The following is a 16754-nucleotide window of genomic DNA, read 5'->3' on the forward strand; positions in this document are numbered from 1 at the left end:
CGCGGGTTCGCGCGGCTCCCTAGGATGTCGGCGTGGTGAGCGGTGGCGACTTCTGGGCCGCCTTCCCGCACGACCCGCGCCGCCGCGACAACGCCGAGCTGCGGGCCTCCGACGCCGACCGTGAGCGCATCGTGGCCGCGCTCGCCGACGCCTTCGCCGACGGTCGGCTGACCCACGACGAGCTCGACGCGCGCACGACGTCCGCCACCGCCGCGCGCACGCTCGGCGAGCTGCCACGCCTGGTCGCCGACCTGGTGCCGTCGGCGGGGCCGCGCGGGCTCGCAGGCGGTGTGCCCGGCGGCCTGTCGGGCCTCTCGGGGCTGCCGGCCTCGCTGCCGCGCTCGCGCGAGGACGTCGGTCGGGCGGCCCGCAACCTGGTGCCCGACCGGCTGCGCGGGCCCGGCGAGCTGGTGCGCAGCAGCCCCGCCGAGCTCGACGCGAAGGCCCTCGAGGCGTGGCGCGAGCGGCGCCGCGCGTCGCTGGTCATCCTCGCCACCGCCTCGGCGATCGCCTGGGTGCTGTGGGCGATCACCGGGGCGCCGTCGTTCCTGTGGCCGCTGGTCGTCATGGGCGCCTTCGGCCTCAACGTCGGCCTCACCGTGGCCGGACGCACCCGCATCGTCGCCGACGAGCGGGCCCGGCTCGAGAGCCGGCAGCGCAAGCAGCGGCGTCGCCGCGGGCTCCGGTGAACCGGTGAGCCTGCTCAGCGCGACGACGCGCGACCACGGCGAGGTGCGTGGCCAGCCGTCGGCGCTGCTGCTGGCGCTGCAGCTGCTCGCCGTGCTCGCCTACCCCTTCCTCGACGGCTCGACGACCGGCCGGGCCGTGCTCGGCGCGGTGCAGGTCGCCGTCGTCCTCGTCGCCACCTGGGCGGTGCGTCGCACCCCGACGCTGTCCTACGTCGCGGTGGGCTTCGGCGCCCCGGCGATGGTCTTCAGCGTGCTCGAGGCGTTCTTCGCCGGCGTCGACTGGATCGTGCTGGTCTCGGCGGCGCTGCACGTGCCGTTCTACGCCTTCGTGTCCTACGCGCTGATCCGCTACCTGTTCCACGACGAGAAGGTCACCCGCGACGAGCTGTTCGCCACCGGCGCCGCCTTCACGGTGGTCGCCTGGGCCTTCGCCTACGTCTACGCGGCGGTGCAGGTGGTCTGGCCGGGCTCGTTCGTCGGCTACAGCGGCGAGGGCGACCGCGCCTGGTTCGACCTGCTCTACCTCTCCTTCACCACCCTCACCAGCGTCGGCCTCTCCGACGTCTACCCGATCCAGGACCACGCCCGCTCCTTCGTCATGCTCGAGCAGGTCGCCGGCGTCTTCTACGTCGCCCTCGTCGTCGCCCGCCTCGTCGGTCTCACCGCCCGCCGAGGCTGACCCGTCGCTTATAAGCGACGGGTCGACCGGGATTGCGCTGACCCGTCAGACATGTCCGACGGGTCAGTCGGTGAGGCAGCGGAGGGCGGTGGTGGCGAGCACCAGCTCACCGCAGGCGTCGGAGGCGTCGAGGTCGGCGGTCGCCTCGATCACCCAGTCGCGGTCGCCGGCGGGGTCGGCGAGGGTCTGGACGACGTGCCAGAGCCGCGCGGGCGGGGCGTCGTCGTCCACTCCGGCCGGGACGCCGGTCGCGGGCGTCGTGCGCAGCAGCTCGGGTCCGCGCGCGTCGGCGTCGGTGCCGACCGTTTCGTGCTGGGCGTAGTAGCCCTCGATGGCCTCGTCCCACGACGAGCGGGTCATCACGACCTCCCGCGGCGGGTCGGTGCGCTCGGCCGCCTCGCGCTCCAGGCGCATCAGGCCGTCGAGGTCGTCTCGGGCTACCAGGTCGACGCGGCGCCACATCGCGTTGCGCACCATGACCGTGAACGCCCGCTCCTGCTTCGAGATCGGCCGCGGCGAGGTGGGCGGCTCGTGCTCGGTGACCGTGCGCGAGGCACGGTCGGGGTCGGTGAGCGCCTCCCACTCGTCGAGCAGCGAGGAGTCGGTCTGGCGGATCACCTCGCCCAGCCACTCGAGCAGGTCGTCCAGCTCGGGCGTGCGGTGCGCCTCGGGCACCGTCTGCCGCAGCGCCCGGTAGGCGTCGGTGAGGTAGCGCAGCACCAGCCCCTCGGCCCGGGCCAGCTGGTAGCGCGAGCAGAAGTCGGTGAACGACATCCCCTGCTCGTAGAGCTCGCGCACGATCGACTTGGGGTCCAGCGCGTCCTCGCGCAGCCACGGGTGCCGCTCGCGGTAGATCTCGTAGGTGCCCTCGAGCAGCTCGGCCAGCGGCTGCGGCCAGGTGATGTCGTCGAGCAGCGCCATGCGCTCGTCGTAGTCGAGCCCGTCAGCCTTCATCTCCGCGATCGCCTCGCCGCGGGCGGCGTGCTGCTGCGCGAACAGGATCGCCCGCGGCGCCTCGAGCGTCGCCTCGATCACCGAGACGATGTCGAGGGTGTAGTCCTCCGACTCGGGGTCCAGCAGGTCGAGCGCGGCCAGGGCGAAGTGCGAGAGCGGCTGGTTGAGCGCGAAGTCGTCGGGGACGTCGTCGGCCAGCACGTAGCGCCGTCCGTGCTCGTCGGGGTCGTCGAGGCGCACCACGGTGCCGGAGACCATGAGCGAGCGCACCAGCCGCACCGCCCGCCGGGCCAGCCGCAGCTGCTGCTTGCGCGGCTCGTGGTTGTCGGTGAGCAGCCGCCGCAGCACGCCGAACGCGTCCTCCTCGCGGGAGAGCACGTTGACCAGCATCGCGTTGTCGACCCGCATGCGTGAGACCAGCGGCTCCGGCACCCCCGCGACCAGCTTGTCGAAGGTCTGCTCGGTCCACACCACGCTGCCCTCGGGTGGCTTGCGCAGCTGCGCCTTCGACTTCTTCTTGGGGTCCTTGGCGTTCTTGGCCGCCGCCTTCGCCTTGGCCCGCTCGTTGTCGATCGTGTGCTCCGGCGCCTGGACGACGACGTAGCCCGCCGTGTCGAACCCCGCCCGCCCCGCGCGGCCGGCGATCTGCAGGAACTCGCGGGTGCGCAGGATGCGCGAGCGGCTGCCGTCGTACTTGGCCAGCCCGGTGAACAGCACGGTGCGGATCGGCACGTTGATGCCGACCCCGAGCGTGTCGGTGCCGCAGATGACCGTGAGCAGCCCCGACTGCGCCAGCTGCTCGACCAGCCGCCGATAGCGCGGCAGCATCCCGGCGTGGTGCACGCCGATCCCCCGCCGCAGCAGCTTCGAGAGCGTCTTGCCGAACCCGGCCCCGAACCGGAACCCCGGCGGGATCGCCTCGGCCGCCGGCGACGAGCCCTTGCCGAGCCACGGCGCGTTGAGCAGCGACGTCGCGTGCTCCACGGCGTCCTTCTGCGTGAAGTGGACGACGTACGCCGGCGCCTGCCGGGTCGTGACGATCTCCTCGAGCGTCTCGGCCAGCGGCGTCAGCGCCCAGCTGAAGCTGAGCGGCACCGGCCGCTCGGCCTGGTCGACCACCGCGGTCTCGCGGCCGGTGCGTCGCGTCAGGTCGGCGGCCAGCTCGGTGACGTCGCCGAGCGTGGCCGACATCAGCACGAACTGCGCACCGGTCAGCTCGAGCAGCGGCACCTGCCACGCCCAGCCGCGGTCGGGCTCGGCGTAGAAGTGGAACTCGTCCATCACCACCAGGCCGACGTCGGCCGCCGCACCCTCGCGCAGCGCCAGGTTGGCCAGCACCTCGGCCGTGCAGCAGATGATCGGGGCGTCGGCGTTGACCGAGGCGTCGCCGGTGAGCATGCCGACGTCGTCGGCACTGAAGACCTGGCACAGGTCGAAGAACTTCTCGCTCACCAGCGCCTTGATCGGCGCGGTGTAGAACGAGACCCGGTCGCTGGCCAGCGCGGCCCGGTGCGCGGCCTGCGCCACCAGCGACTTGCCCGACCCCGTCGGCGTGGCCAGGACGACGTTGCTGCCGGCCAGGATCTCGAGCACCGCCTCGTCCTGGTGCGGATAGAGCTCAAGGCCCTGGCCGGCCGCGTGGGTCGTGATGGCGTCGTAGACGGCGTCCCAGTCGGTGTCCACGGCCACGGGGTCAGTCTCGCAGCCGGGCCGAGGTCGAGGGACGACGCCCGGGTCGCGGTCGCGTTGACGACCGGTGGTCTCGACCCGCCCGTCGCGGCCTCGTTCCTCGCCCGCGGGGCTTGCTCGACCTGGCCGGGACCGGCCCTCCGCTCGTGCCTCGCGGAGGGCCGCCCGTCCTAGATCAGAACAGGTCGCAGGTGGTGGTGGCGTACTCGGTGGTCGCGTTGGCCTGCTTCGACTCCTGCGGCGACAGGTCGGACTCGAGGCCGTCGAGCTCGCCGAAGGTGAGCCGGTCGGGGATCGACTGCAGCAGCTGCACCTGGACGTCGACGCCGGCGCGCGCGTCGGGGCTCAGGTCGCTGGGCAGGTCGGCGTCGGCGAGGTCGTCGCCCCACGTGCGCAGCGCGTCGATCACCGCGGGCGGCACCTGGTCGCCCGGCTCACCGGAGAAGTCCTCGCCGAGCTCCTCGATGGCGTCGAAGGCGGTCTCGAACGCGAGGCAGAACTCGGCGGCCTCGGGGTTGGCGGGCCCGTCGTCGGGTCCCTCGGTGTCGTCGGTCTCGGGCCCGTCGGTCGGCTCCGGCACGTCGGTGTCGTCGGTGCCGCCGGTGTCGTCGGTGTCGTCGGTGCCGCCGGTCTCCGCCGGCTCGCTCGGGTCGGTGGCCTCGGTGGAGGTGTCCTCGGTGGGCGCGGACTCCGAGGTGCTCTCGGTGACCGAGGTGGAGGTCTCGGTGCCGGGGTCGTCGGCCTCGCCCTCGTCGTCACCGCCGCACCCGGTGAGCAGGGCGCCGCCGAGCACGAGGCCGGCGATCGTGGCGGTCAGGGTTCGGTTCATGGGGAGGTGGCTCCTTGCCGGTTCGGGTACTGCAGTCTGACGGGCGGCCGGTCACGACCGTTCCCCGGTGGCCCGGGCCCCACTCCTCACGCGTGCATGGCCTCCACCACGCGGGTCCACCCGAGCCGCTCGGCGTGCTCCTCGGCGGTGAGTCCCCGCGGGCTCCGCGCGGCCGGGTCGGCGCCGAACGCGAGCAGCAGCACGACCAGCGGCGCGTCGCCCGCGATGGCCTCGCGGTGCAGCAGCGTGAAGCCGTCCTCGTCGCGCTCCATGGCGAGCGAGCGGTCGACCTGCAGCGTGGCGGCCAGGTCGGCGCGCGAGGCCAGGCACAGCGGGTGGTCGTCCAACCGGGCGGGGTCGGCGCTCTGCCCGTGCACCAGCAGCACCTCGTCGGGGAACCGCAGCCCCCACGCCCGGTCGTGCCGACGTCGCGCGAGCCGCCCCAGACCGGCGCGGATGGCGGCGATCGTGAAGCCGCCGTGGGCGAGGCCGTCGACGGCGAAGAGCCAGTCCTCGACCTCGTCGAGCTCGACGTCCACCCGGTCGCCGGGTCGCACCCCCGTCAGGTCGAGCGGCTCGTTGACGACCGTGCCGGTCACCGTGAGGCCGTCGAAGTCGACGTCGACCACCCACAGGTGCTCGACGGCGTCGCCCTCGACGAAGGCGGCCTTGACCGCGGCGAGGTCGAGACCGCCGACGATGCGGCGGCGCTCCCACCAGACCTCGCGCCAGAAGTAGCCGAACGTCTCCCGCGCCCGACGGCTCGCGACCTCGATCGCCGGGTCGTCGTGCGGCACCAGGTTCGCCCTGACCCGCCTCATGCGTGCGGGGCCAGGCCGTCGTCGCGGGCGCGCGGGTGGGCCGCGGCGAAGACCTCGCGCAGGCTGTCGACGGTGACCAGCGTGTAGACCTGAGTCGTGGTCACCGACGCGTGGCCGAGCAGCTCCTGCACCACGCGGACGTCGGCCCCGCCGTCGAGCAGGTGCGTCGCGAAGGAGTGGCGCAGGGTGTGGGGCGAGACGTCGCGGGTGACGCCGGCCCGGTCGGCCGCCCGCGTCAGCACCGCCCAGGCCGACTGCCGCGACAGCCGCCCGCCGCGCGCGTTGAGGAACAGCGCGCCCGCGCTCGAGCGGGCCGTGGCCAGCTCGGGGCGTCCGCGCACCAGGTAGGCCTCGACGGCCTCGCGGGCGAACGAGCCGACCGGCACCACCCGCTCCTTGCCGCCCTTGCCGCGCAGCAGCACCGTGTGGTCGACCGGGTCGAGGTCGTCGACGTCGAGCCCCACGGCCTCCGAGATGCGCGCGCCGGTGCCGTAGAGCACCTCGAGCAGCGCCCGGTCGCGCAGCGCCAGGCTCGTGCCGGGGGCGCCGGCGGCGTCGAGGATCGCCTCGACGTCGGCGAGCGGCAGCGCCTTCGGCAGCCGCTTGGCCGGCGTCGGCGGGCGGACGGCGGCGGCCGGGTCGTGCGCGCTCAACCCGTCGGCCAGCGCGAACCTGTGGAACCCGCGCACGGCCACCACGGTGCGCGCGGCCGACGACGCGCCCAGCTGCGGGTGGTCGGCGTCCCCCTCGCGCAGCCGCACCAGGAACGCCGTCACGGTGGCCTCGTCGACGGCGTCGAGGGTCTCGACGCCCCGGTCGGCCAGGTAGGCCTGGTAGCGGCGCAGGTCGCGGCGGTACGACGTGAGCGTGTTGGCCGCCAGCCCCTTCTCGACCGCGAGGTGGTCGAGGTAGGTGCGCACGGCCCGCGCGACGGCGTCCACCCGCGCTGGTCCGTCCCTCGCTGGCTCAGCCGGCGAGGACGGCGTCGAGGTCGACCGCCTCGATGCCGACGGCCTCGCCGACGGGCCCGTTGGTCAGCCGGCCGTCGTGGGTGTTCAGGCCGAGCGCGAGCGAGTGGTCGGCGCGGCACGCCTCGACCCAGCCGCGGTCGGCCAGCGCCACCGTGTAGGGCAGCGTGGCGTTGGTGAGCGCGTAGGTCGAGGTGTTCGGCACCGCGCCCGGCATGTTGGCCACGCAGTAGAACGTCGAGCCGTGCACCGGGTAGGTCGGGTCGGAGTGCGTGGTGGGGCGGGTGTCCTCGAAGCAGCCGCCCTGGTCGACGGCGATGTCGACGAGCACCGAGCCGGGCTTCATGCGCGAGACGAGCTCGTTGCTCACCAGCTTCGGCGCCGCGGCGCCCGGGATCAGCACCGCGCCGATCACCATGTCGGCCGCGGTGACCTGCTGCTCGATGGCCAGCTTGGACGACGCCAGCCCGTGCACCCGGTTGTCGTAGCGCCAGAACGACATCCGCAGCTTGTCGAGGTCGGTGTCGAGCAGCGTGACGTCGGCGCCCATGCCGAGCGCGATGTTGGCCGCGTTCTGGCCCGACACACCGGCGCCGATGATGACGACCTTGGCGTTGGCGACACCGCCGACGCCGCCCATCAGCACACCGCGACCGCCCTGCGCCTTGAGCAGCGCGTGCGCGCCGACCTGCGGGGCCAGGCAGCCGGCGACCTCCGACATCGGGTAGAGCAACGGCAGCCCGCCCGAGGGCAGCTGCACCGTCTCGTAGGCGATCGCGGTGACCTTGCGGGACAGCAGCTCCTCGGTCAGCGGCTTGTCCGCGGCGAGGTGCAGGTAGGTGAACAGCGTCAGCCCCTCCCGCATGCGGTGGTACTCCTCCGCGACGGGCTCCTTGACCTTGAGCACCATGTCGACGCCGCCGTCGGTGCCCCACGCCTCCTCGGGCGTGGCCACGATCGTCGCGCCGGCGGAGACGTACTCGGCGTCCTCGATCTGGGAGCCGAGGCCCGCGCCCTCCTGCACCAGCACGTCGTGACCGTGGGCCGTCAGCTCGTGCACGCCGACCGGGGTGATGGCCACCCGGTACTCGTGGTTCTTGACTTCCTTCGGGACGCCGATCCTCACGGGGTTACCTCTCTCCGGCCGGGCTGGTGCACGTTCCCGGCGACCTTCTCACACCGTCACAGCAGGCCGCGCGCCCCCGCCAGGAGGACGCACTGCACCAGCGGGCCGTCGGAGACGCGCCCCTCGAGGACGGCGTCGCGCAGCGCGTCGAGCGGCACCCGTACGAGCTCCATGTCGGCCTCCTCGTGCTCGGGCTCGAAGTCGCGGTCGACCTCGCGGAGCCCGCGGGCCAGGAAGAGGTGCTGCACCTCGGCGCTGATGCCGGGCGAGGGCCAGGTGGAGGCCAGGTGGGTCCAGTCGGTGGCCTCGAGGCCGGCCTCCTCGCGCAGCTCGCGGCGCGCGACGTCGAGCGGCTCCTCCCCCGGGTCGCCGTCGAGCAGACCGGCGGGCAGCTCGACGAACCGGCGTCCGGCGGGGTGGCGGTACTGCCGCAGGACCACGACCTGCCGCTCGTCGTCGACCGCGAGGACGACGGCCGCGCCCGGGTGCTCCATCACGACCCGCCGCGCCTGCCCCCCGTCGGGGGTCTCGACGATGTCGGCGCGCAGCGCCACCACCCAGCCGTCGCGGTGCAGGTCGGTCGACCCGGCCACCGGCCACGCCTGCGGGACGTCGGCGAGGGTGCCGGCCTCGGGGTCGGGGTCGGGGTCGGCGTCGGGACCGGTGTCGGTCACGGCGCCTCGGCGCGCGCCCGCAGGCCCCGCTCGTCGAGCGGGAAGCGCAGCTCGCGCTGGCGTGAGATGGCCGCGCCGACGAGACCGGCGAACAGCGGGTGGGCGCGCGTGGGGCGCGAGCGCAGCTCGGGGTGGGCCTGGGTGGCGACGTAGTAGGGGTGCACCTCGCGCGGCAGCTCGACGAACTCGACGAGGTCGAGGTCGGGGTTGGTGCCCGAGAACACCAGGCCGGCCGCCTCGAGCTGGTCGCGGTAGCGGTTGTTGACCTCGTAGCGGTGGCGGTGCCGCTCCTCGATGCGCGCCTCGCCGTAGGTCTCGCGCACCACGCTGCCGGTGCGCAGCTCGGCCGGGTAGAGGCCGAGACGCATGGTGCCTCCGAGGTCGCCGGCGCCCTCGACGAAGGACTTCTGCTCGTCCATCGTGGCGATGACCGGCTCGGGGCAGTCGGGGTCGAACTCGGTGGACGCCGCCTTCTCCAGCCCGGCGACCGAGCGGGCGTACTCGATGACCATGCACTGCAGGCCCAGGCACAGGCCGAGCGTCGGGATCTGGTGGGTGCGGGCGTAGGTGAGGGCCCCGAGCTTGCCCTCGATGCCGCGGATGCCGAAGCCGCCCGGCACCACCACGGCGTCGACGTCGTGCAGGTGGCGGGCCGCGCCGGCCGGCGTCTGGCACTCGTCGGACGGCACCCACCGCACCCGCACCTTCGCCTCGTGCGCGAAGCCACCGGCGCGCAGCGCCTCGACCACCGAGAGGTAGGCGTCGGGCAGGTCGATGTACTTGCCGACCAGGGCGACGGTGACGTCCTCGCTCGGGTGGTGCACCCGGCGCAGCAGGTCGTCCCACGCCGTCCAGTCGACGTCGCGGAACGGCAGGTCGAGCCGGCGGACGACGTAGGCGTCGAGGCCCTCGCGGTGCAGCACCTTCGGGATGTCGTAGATCGACGGCGCGTCGGCGGCGCACACCACGGCGTCCTCGTCGACGTCGCACATCAGCGAGATCTTGCGCTTGATCGAGTCGGGCAGCTCACGGTCGGCGCGGCACACGACGGCGTCGGGCTGGATGCCGACCTGGCGCAGCGCGGCCACCGAGTGCTGGGTGGGCTTGGTCTTCAGCTCGCCCGACGGCCCGATGAACGGCACCAGCGAGACGTGGAGGAAGAAGCAGTTGGCGCGCCCGATCTGCTGGCGCACCTGACGGGCGGACTCGAGGAACGGCAACGACTCGATGTCGCCGACGGTGCCGCCGATCTCGGTGATGACCACGTCGATGTCGGGTCCGCCCATCGCGAGGATGCGGTCCTTGATCTCGTTGGTGATGTGCGGGATCACCTGCACGGTGTCACCGAGGTAGTCGCCGCGACGCTCCTTGGCGATGACGCTGGCGTAGACCTGGCCGGTGGTCACGTTGGCGATCGCGCCGAGGTCGGTGTCGAGGAAGCGCTCGTAGTGACCGATGTCGAGGTCGGTCTCGGCGCCGTCGTCGGTGACGAAGACCTCGCCGTGCTGGAACGGGTTCATCGTGCCGGGGTCGACGTTGAGGTACGGGTCCAGCTTCTGCATGGTCACCCGCAGCCCGCGCGAGCGCAGCAGACGACCGAGGCTCGAGGCCGTCAGTCCCTTGCCGAGCGACGACGCGACGCCGCCGGTGACGAAGACGTGCTTGGACTGCTCGACCGGGGCCTTCACGGAACTCCACCCTATCCCAGGCACCTCGCCCGACCGGTCACGAACCGCGGGCGGCCTGCGCGTGGTCGAGCAGCTCGCGCGCGTGGGCCAGCGCGGTGTCGGAGTCGGCGAGCCCGGCGAGCATGCGGGAGAGCTCGCGCTCACGGCCGGCGTCGTCGAGCACCGTCAGCCCCGAGCTGGTGACCGAGCCGTCGCTGGACTTGCGCACCAGCACGTGCCGGTCGGCGTAGGCCGCGACCTGCGGCAGGTGGGTGACCACCAGCACCTGGGCGGTGCGGGCCAGCTCGGCCAGCCGGCGTCCGACCTCGACCGCGGCGGCACCGCCGACACCCGCGTCGACCTCGTCGAAGACGAACGTGGGCACCGGGCTGGTGCCGGCCAGCGAGACCTCGACGGCCAGCATCACGCGGGACAGCTCGCCGCCCGAGGCACCCTTGGCCAGCGGCCGCGGCTCGGCCCCGGGGTTGGCGGCGAGCAGCAGCGCGACGTCGTCGGCCCCGTGCGGGCCGGGCTCGACGGGCGTCACCGCCACGGTCAGGACGGCGTGCGGCATGGCCAGCAGGGTCAGCTCGTCGGTGACCTGGCGGCCGAGCCGCCCGGCGGCCTCGGTGCGCGCGGCGGTGAGGGCCGCCGCGGCCGTGGTGAGCTCGCCGCGCAGCCGGTCGCGCTCGACGGTGAGGTGGGCGATGCGCTCGTCGGTGGAGTCGAGGTCGAGCAGCCGGACCGCCGACTCCTGGGCCCACGCCAGCACCTCGTCGACGGTCTCGCCGTACTTGCGGGTGAGCGCGGTGAGCGCGGCGCGGCGCTCGGAGACGGTGGCGAGCCGCGTGGGGTCGGACTCGACCTGGGCGGCGTAGGAGGCGACGTCGGCGGCGACGTCGGAGACGAGGTAGACGATCTCGGCGAGCCGGTCGGCGAGCTCGGCGGCCTGGTCGTCGTGGTCGCGGACCGCCTCGAGGCTGCTGCGCGCCGCGGCGACCGCCGCCAGCGCGTCGGGCGAGCCGGACTCGCTCGACAGGGCCTCGCGCGCCTGCTCGGCCGCGGTGCGCAGGGTGTCGGCGAACCCCAGGCGGGCCTCGTCGGCGGCCAGGACGGCGTCCTCCCCCGGCTCGGGCGAGACCGCCTCGACCTCGCCGAGCCCGAAGCGCAGCAGGTCGGCCTCGCGGGCCCGCTCGCGGGCGGAGGCGCTGACCTCGTCGAGCTCGCGGACGGTCACCTCGAGCGCCCGGTAGACCTCGCCGTAGGCGGCGAGCAGGGACGTCGTGGTCGCACCGCCGAAGCGGTCGAGGGCCTCACGCTGGCGACGCGGGAGCAGCAGGCGGTGCTGGTCGGACTGGCCGTGCACGGCCACCAGCGGCTCGGCGACCGCCGTCAGCGTGGCCACCGGCACCGACGCCCCGCCGACGAAGGCGCGCGAGCGCCCCTCGGCGGCGACGTTGCGGGCGAGCACGACGACGCCGTCCTCGACCGTGCCGCCGGCGTCCTCGACGGCGGCGGTGAACTCGGGCAGCGCGTCGGCGCTCACCACGCCCTCGACCCGGGCGCGGGCGGCGCCGGTGCGCACCGCGCCGCTGTCGGCGCGGCCGCCCAGCAGCAGCCCGAGCGCGGTGACGACCATGGTCTTGCCCGCGCCGGTCTCGCCGGTGATGACGCTCAGCCCGGGGCCGAGCTCGAGCACGGAGTCGTCGATGACACCGAGCGAGCTGATGCGGATCTCCTCGATCACGGGAGCACCGTCGCCACCGCGTCGTCGCGCCGTCGCCGCCGCTCGCCGATGCCGCGCCAGCCCTCCACGGGCAGCCCGAACTTGGCGACCAGCCGGTCGGTGAACGGCGCCTGGTGCAGCCGGGCGAGCCGCACGGGGTGCTCGCCCCGTCGCACCTCGACGCGCGTGCCCGCCGGCAGGTCGACGGTGCGGCGCCCGTCGCACCACAGCACGCCCGTGCCGTCGGTGCGGGCGATGGTCTCGATGGCGATGACCGAGCTGGGGCCGACCACCATGGGGCGGGCGAACAGGGCGTGGGCGCTCAGCGGCACCAGGCACAGCGCCTCGACCTCGGGCCACACGACGGGGCCGCCGGCGCTGAAGTTGTAGGCCGTCGAACCGGTGGGGGTGGCGCACACGACGCCGTCGCAGCCCCAGCGCGACAGCGGCCGGCCGTCGATCTCGACGACGACCTCGAGCATGCGCTCGCGGGCGCCCTTCTCGACGCTGGCCTCGTTGACCGCGAAGGTGCGGAAGAGCGTGTCGCCGTCGTGCACCACGCGGACGTCGAGCGCCAGCCGGTCCTCGACGGCGTAGCGCCGGTGCACGATGGCCTCGATCATCGCGTCGAGCTCTTCGGGCTCGGCCTCGGCGAGGAAGCCGACGTGCCCGAGGTTCACGCCGAGCACCGGGGTGCGCGCGTGGTAGGTCAGCTCGAGGGCCCGCAGGATGCTGCCGTCGCCGCCGACGACCAGGGCGAGCTCGCACCCGTCGCCCGCGCCGTGCTCGGTGTCGACGCACTCGACCCCCGGGCGGTCGGGGTCGACGCCGAGGTCCTTCAGCTCGATGGCCGGCACCCGCACCAGCAGCCCGTTCGAGACGAGCGCGTCGAGCGCCGCCGTCGCCACCTCGCGCGCCTCGGCACGCCCGGTGTGGGTCAGCAGCAGCACGCGGCGCGGGCTCTCGGGTTCGGTCACGTCCTCAGCCTCTCACCCGACGCCGACACCCCCGGGGGTTCGTGCACAGCCCCCGCGACGGCCTCGTGGTCGACGACGGGTTCACCGCGTCGCAGCCAGAGGAAGAACTCCACGTTGCCCGACGGCCCGGGCAGCGGGCTGCGGGTGACCGCACGCGCTCCCCACCCGCGTGACGCCGCGGCCTCGGCGACGGCGACGACCGCCTCGGCGCGCAGCGCCGGGTCGCGCACGACACCGCCCTTGCCGACCCGCTCCTTGCCCACCTCGAACTGCGGCTTGACCATGAGCGCGAGGTCGCCGTCGTCGTCGGTGACGGCCAGCAGCGGGTCGAGCACCAGCAGCAGCGAGATGAACGACAGGTCGCCGACCACCAGGTCGACCGGCCCGCCGGTGACCTCGAGGTCGAGGGCGCGTACGTTCTGCCGGTCGCGGACGACCACACGCTCGTCGCTGCGCAGCGACCAGGCCAGCTGGCCGTAGCCGACGTCGACCGCCACCACCTCGCGCGCCCCCCGACGCAGCAGCACGTCGGTGAAGCCGCCGGTCGACGCCCCGGCGTCGAGGCAGCGTCGACCCTCCACCCGCAGCCCGGCCGGCTCGAAGGCGTCGAGCGCCCCGGCCAGCTTGTGCCCACCCCGCGAGACGTAGTCGGGTCGCGCGTCGTCCTCGGCGACGACGATGGCGACGTCGGTCGTCACGCCGGTGGCCGGCTTCGTGGCGGGCGCTCCGGCGACCTTCACGCGGCCGGCCGCGACGAGCTCGCTGGCGTGCTCGCGCGAGCGCGCCAGCCCGCGCCGCACCAGCTCGGCGTCCAGGCGCAGCCTCCGTGGGGGCACGGTCGTCGGTGTCCGACCCGACTCAGCCCGTGGGGGCGTCGAGGGTGGCCCGCAGCCGGCTGTGGGCGGCCTCGAAGACGGCCACGTGCTCGGCCGGGTCGAGCTCGTCGAGCCCGGCCACGGCGTCGACCACGGCGTCGACGTCCTCGACGCCGGTCTGCGCCGGTCGCTCGGCAGCCTCGGCAGCCTCGGCGCCCTCGACGTCGTCGTCGGCCCAGGAGTCGGCAGCGTGCTCGGTCACGCCGCCACGCTACCGGCCGGCGGTGTCGGTGCCGGAGCGCGGCGGCTCGACGCCGTCCGTGTCGACCTCGGCGTCGTGCTCGTCGCGCCACGCCCAGGCCGCGGCCGCCACGACCCGCCACCAGTCGTCGGCGTCGCCGTCGCCGCTCACCCGGAGCCGCCCGTCGTCGACCGACGCCTCCCAGCCCTCGAGCGACCACCGCCCGCCGTCGTCCTGGGGCGCGGCATGCGCCGTGCCGAGGGCGGCGAGGTCGGCCCCGATGAAGGTGGGTCGCTCCTCGGGCCGGGCGGCCACCAGCTCGGGCAGGCCGGTCACGCCGGTGAGCACGAGCAGCGAGTCGACCTCGGCGTTGGCGGCGCCCTCGATGTCGGTGTCGAGGCGGTCGCCCACCATGAGCGGACGACGGCCGCCCACCCGCCGCACCGTCTCGTCGAGCAGCGGCCGCGCCGGCTTGCCGGCCACGACCGGCTCGACCTCGGCGAAGCGGCGCAGCGTCTCGACCAGCACGCCGTGCCCCGGTGCCACGCCGAACGCGGTCGGGATCGTCATGTCGGTGTTGCTCGCCACCCACCACAGGCCGTCACGGATGCGCACCGCCGCCCGCATGATGTCGGCCCACACCACCTCGGGCCCGTACCCCGTGGCCACGGCGTCGGCCTCGGCGTCGACCGCCACCGGCTCGAGCCCGGCCGCGGTCACCGCCTCGTGCAGCCCCTCGCCACCGAGCACGACGACCCGCCCACCCTCACCGAGCCGCTCGCGCAGCACGCTGGCGGCCGCCTGGGCGGAGGTCACCACGTCGGACTCCTCGGCCTCGACGCCGAGCTCGGTCAGGTGGCTCGAGACCCGGGACGGCGGCCGCGAGGCGTTGTTGGTCACGAACGCCAGCCGCAGCCCGGCCTCCCGGGCGGCGGCGAGGTGCTCGGCGGCGCCGGGCACCGCGTCGCCGCCGATGTAGACGACCCCGTCGAGGTCGAGCATGGCCAGGTCGTAGGCGTCCCACAGGGGACCGTCAGAGGCCGACAGCACGGGACCAGTGTGGCCTACGGGGGACACGTGACGGAGCGGCCCCTCGTAGGCTGCCCGGATGGAGAGCGCCGCCGTGGTGACCCCGCCCTACGCGGCGGGACCCCTGCGGCTGGCGCCGTTCCGCGCGATCCGGCTCGCCCCCGCACGGGTCGGCGACCCGGCGTCGGCGCGGGCCCTCGCCCGCCCGTACCGCGACGTCGCCAAGCGGCTGCGCCAGTGGGAGGAACGCGGCCAGCTGGTGCGTGACGCCGAGCCGGCGCTGTACCTGCACGAGTACACCGCGAGCGGGATCACCGTGCGGGCCCTGGTCGGCACCGTCGACGTCTCGCGCCGCGCGACCGGCACGACACCGCGCGCGATCCTGCCGCACGAGGGCATCTACCCCGCCCAGGCCGACGACCTCGCCGACCGGATGGAGCAGATGCAGGTCAACCCGGCGCCGATCCTGCTAGTGCAGCACTCCCCCGCGCCCCTGCGTGCCCTGCTGGCGCAGGTGCGTGCGGACGCGCCGGCCGACCACCAGTTCACCGACCGCGTCGACCACGCCCACCGCATCTGGGCGATCACGGACGACCAGGTGCTGTGCCGCGTCGACGAGCTGCTCGGCCCCACGTCGGCCGTCATCGCGGACGGCCACCACCGCTACGCCGCCTACCTGCGCCTGCAGCAGCGGGCGCCCGGGGGGCCCGCGGACCGTGGCCTCGCGATGGTCGTCGACCAGGACGACACCCCGCTCTTCCTGGGGGCGATCCACCGGGTGCTCGTCGGCACGTCGGTGCGCGACGTGGCCTCGGCCGCAGCGTCGCTGGGCATCAGCGCGTGGCCCGCCGCACCGGACGACGCCGTCGCCGCCCTCGGCCCCGGACACCTCGTCGCCACCGACGGCGAGAGCTGGCTGGTGGTGCGCGTCGAGCCGGCCGGCGACCAGGTCGAGGTCGAGGTGCTGCACGACGCGCTTGTGCCCGCCCTGGGTCACGGCCCGACGCGCATCTCGTACCACCACAGCGTCACCGACACCCTCGAGCACGTGACACCCCGTCACGGCACGGCGGTGCTGTTGCCGGCCCCGACGGTCGACCAGGTGCAAGGCGTCGTCGAGGCCGGACGCCTGTTCCCGGAGAAGGCGACCTCGTTCCAGCCGAAACCGGCCTTCGGGGCCTTCATCCGCTCGTGGCGCGACGAACCACCCGCACCGAGCTGACCTCCACGTCGGTGCGGGAGACGCGGACCGCGCCCGCCCCGTAGAACCGGCGGCGCAACGCGCCGACCACCTCGACGGTGTCACCGGCGCCGGCCCTCAGGGCCGCTCGCCGCGGCTTCGCGAGCCAGGCGACACACTCGAGGGCGTCGACCGCGGCTCCGCGCGCCGTCCGCCCGCGCCGGTGTGGTCGCGGCACGACCACGCGGAACGTGACGATCAGGTCGCCGCTCGGCAGCTCCTTCTCCTGGGCCGGCTCCGAGAGCCGCCCGACCAGCCTGACCTCGTTGCTGCCGGCCGCGTGAAGGGTCTCGGTGGGGCCGGCGTCCATCTGTGGTGCTGTCATCGCACTCACCTCCTGACGCCAGCCTGCGGCGCGGCACCGACAATCCGGCTCGTCACCTCGAGCGGCTGTGGAGAAGTGCGGCGCGGAGCGCCCTTGTGGACGGTTCGGGGACATTTTCGGCCACCGCGAGTGGTCCGAAAAACACCAAGAGGGCGACTCGTCACGAGTCGCCCTCTTGGGAATGTTTGTCCGGCGGCGTCCTACTCTCCCACAATCTTTCGGTTGCAGTACCATCGGCGCTGGCAGGCTTAACTTCCGGGTTCGGTATGGGACCGGGTGTTTCCCTGCCGCTGTGGCCGCCGTAA

At 74.2% G+C, this 16754-nt stretch carries 16 protein-coding genes and 1 rRNA gene; 3 read left to right on the top strand and 14 right to left on the bottom strand.

The features are described from left to right. Nucleotides 1-32: 32 nt before the first annotated feature. Both ABEA04_RS22815 and ABEA04_RS22820 read left to right on the top strand, forming a co-directional pair. Nucleotides 33-689: a DUF1707 SHOCT-like domain-containing protein gene (locus ABEA04_RS22815; RefSeq protein WP_345464620.1), complete on the top strand. Its 657-nt coding sequence runs from the start codon at nucleotides 33-35 to the stop codon at nucleotides 687-689. A 4-nt stretch (nucleotides 690-693) separates the two neighbouring features. Next, nucleotides 694-1368 (top strand): ion channel, encoded by a 675-nt coding sequence (locus ABEA04_RS22820; protein WP_345464623.1) that lies wholly within the window; start codon nucleotides 694-696, stop codon nucleotides 1366-1368. Between the two features lie 63 nt (nucleotides 1369-1431). Here the strand turns inward: ABEA04_RS22820 and ABEA04_RS22825 are convergent, their stop codons facing one another. From ABEA04_RS22825 to ABEA04_RS22880, 12 genes are all read right to left on the bottom strand, one after another. Further along, a complete protein-coding gene (locus ABEA04_RS22825; protein WP_425577067.1) occupies nucleotides 1432-4011 on the bottom strand; it encodes a DEAD/DEAH box helicase in 2580 nt (859 codons plus the stop codon). A 175-nt stretch (nucleotides 4012-4186) separates the two neighbouring features. Beyond that, on the bottom strand, nucleotides 4187-4840 hold the full coding sequence (locus ABEA04_RS22830) for a hypothetical protein (RefSeq protein WP_345464626.1): 654 nt from the start codon (nucleotides 4838-4840) through the stop codon (nucleotides 4187-4189). 86 nt (nucleotides 4841-4926) lie between these two features. Then, nucleotides 4927-5637, bottom strand: coding sequence for a DUF2314 domain-containing protein (locus ABEA04_RS22835; RefSeq protein ID WP_345464629.1), 711 nt, complete (start codon nucleotides 5635-5637; stop codon nucleotides 4927-4929). A gap of 20 nt (nucleotides 5638-5657) precedes the next feature. Beyond that, nucleotides 5658-6602: a site-specific tyrosine recombinase XerD gene (xerD, locus tag ABEA04_RS22840; RefSeq protein WP_345464631.1), complete on the bottom strand. Its 945-nt coding sequence runs from the start codon at nucleotides 6600-6602 to the stop codon at nucleotides 5658-5660. Between the two features lie 25 nt (nucleotides 6603-6627). Continuing rightward, entirely contained in the window at nucleotides 6628-7755 is a 1128-nt protein-coding gene (gene ald, locus ABEA04_RS22845; RefSeq protein ID WP_345464634.1) for an alanine dehydrogenase, read from the bottom strand. Nucleotides 7756-7811: 56 nt separating this feature from the next. Continuing rightward, entirely contained in the window at nucleotides 7812-8429 is a 618-nt protein-coding gene (locus ABEA04_RS22850) for an NUDIX domain-containing protein (protein ID WP_345464637.1), read from the bottom strand. Beyond that, nucleotides 8426-10117 carry a CTP synthase gene (pyrG, locus tag ABEA04_RS22855; protein WP_345464640.1) on the bottom strand — a complete coding sequence of 564 codons (1692 nt, stop codon included), beginning with the start codon at nucleotides 10115-10117 and terminating at the stop codon, nucleotides 8426-8428. Before pyrG ends, ABEA04_RS22850 begins: the two co-directional genes overlap by 4 nt. 37 nt (nucleotides 10118-10154) lie before the next feature. Further along, nucleotides 10155-11843, bottom strand: coding sequence for a DNA repair protein RecN (gene recN, locus ABEA04_RS22860; protein WP_345464643.1), 1689 nt, complete (start codon nucleotides 11841-11843; stop codon nucleotides 10155-10157). Further along, nucleotides 11840-12799 carry an NAD kinase gene (locus ABEA04_RS22865; protein WP_345464646.1) on the bottom strand — a complete coding sequence of 320 codons (960 nt, stop codon included), beginning with the start codon at nucleotides 12797-12799 and terminating at the stop codon, nucleotides 11840-11842. Before ABEA04_RS22865 ends, recN begins: the two co-directional genes overlap by 4 nt. After that, nucleotides 12796-13635, bottom strand: a complete 840-nt coding sequence (locus ABEA04_RS22870) for a TlyA family RNA methyltransferase (RefSeq protein WP_345464649.1) — start codon at nucleotides 13633-13635, stop codon at nucleotides 12796-12798. The genes ABEA04_RS22865 and ABEA04_RS22870 overlap by 4 nt, the downstream gene beginning before the upstream one ends. Before the next feature lie 22 nt (nucleotides 13636-13657). Next, nucleotides 13658-13876, bottom strand: coding sequence for a hypothetical protein (locus ABEA04_RS22875; protein ID WP_345464653.1), 219 nt, complete (start codon nucleotides 13874-13876; stop codon nucleotides 13658-13660). A 9-nt stretch (nucleotides 13877-13885) separates the two neighbouring features. Next, entirely contained in the window at nucleotides 13886-14905 is a 1020-nt protein-coding gene (locus ABEA04_RS22880) for an HAD-IIA family hydrolase (protein WP_345464656.1), read from the bottom strand. Nucleotides 14906-14963: 58 nt separating this feature from the next. On the opposite strand from ABEA04_RS22880, the gene ABEA04_RS22885 reads away from it, so the two are divergent. Continuing rightward, the gene (locus ABEA04_RS22885) at nucleotides 14964-16106 is read left to right on the top strand and encodes a DUF1015 family protein (protein ID WP_345464659.1); all 1143 of its coding nucleotides are present in this window, start codon (nucleotides 14964-14966) and stop codon (nucleotides 16104-16106) included. Here ABEA04_RS22885 and ABEA04_RS22890 read toward each other — a convergent pair. Both ABEA04_RS22890 and rrf read right to left on the bottom strand, forming a co-directional pair. Next, nucleotides 16066-16449, bottom strand: a complete 384-nt coding sequence (locus tag ABEA04_RS22890; protein ID WP_345464662.1) for a single-stranded DNA-binding protein — start codon at nucleotides 16447-16449, stop codon at nucleotides 16066-16068. The genes ABEA04_RS22885 and ABEA04_RS22890 overlap by 41 nt on opposite strands. A 187-nt stretch (nucleotides 16450-16636) precedes the next feature. Next, a 5S ribosomal RNA gene (gene rrf, locus ABEA04_RS22895) occupies nucleotides 16637-16753 on the bottom strand. Between the last annotated feature and the right edge of the window lies 1 nt (nucleotide 16754).

Source organism: Nocardioides marinquilinus, from assembly GCF_039543705.1.
Taxonomy (GTDB): domain Bacteria; phylum Actinomycetota; class Actinomycetes; order Propionibacteriales; family Nocardioidaceae; genus Nocardioides; species Nocardioides marinquilinus.

Excerpts from the sequence above, each read along its gene's own strand:
- ABEA04_RS22830 (WP_345464626.1), bottom strand. The coding sequence starts at position 4,840 with ATGAACCGAACCCTGACCGCCACGATCGCCGGCCTCGTGCTCGGCGGC.
- ABEA04_RS22885 (WP_345464659.1), top strand. The coding sequence starts at position 14,964 with ATGGAGAGCGCCGCCGTGGTGACCCCGCCCTACGCGGCGGGACCCCTG.
- ABEA04_RS22890 (WP_345464662.1), bottom strand. The coding sequence starts at position 16,449 with ATGACAGCACCACAGATGGACGCCGGCCCCACCGAGACCCTTCACGCG.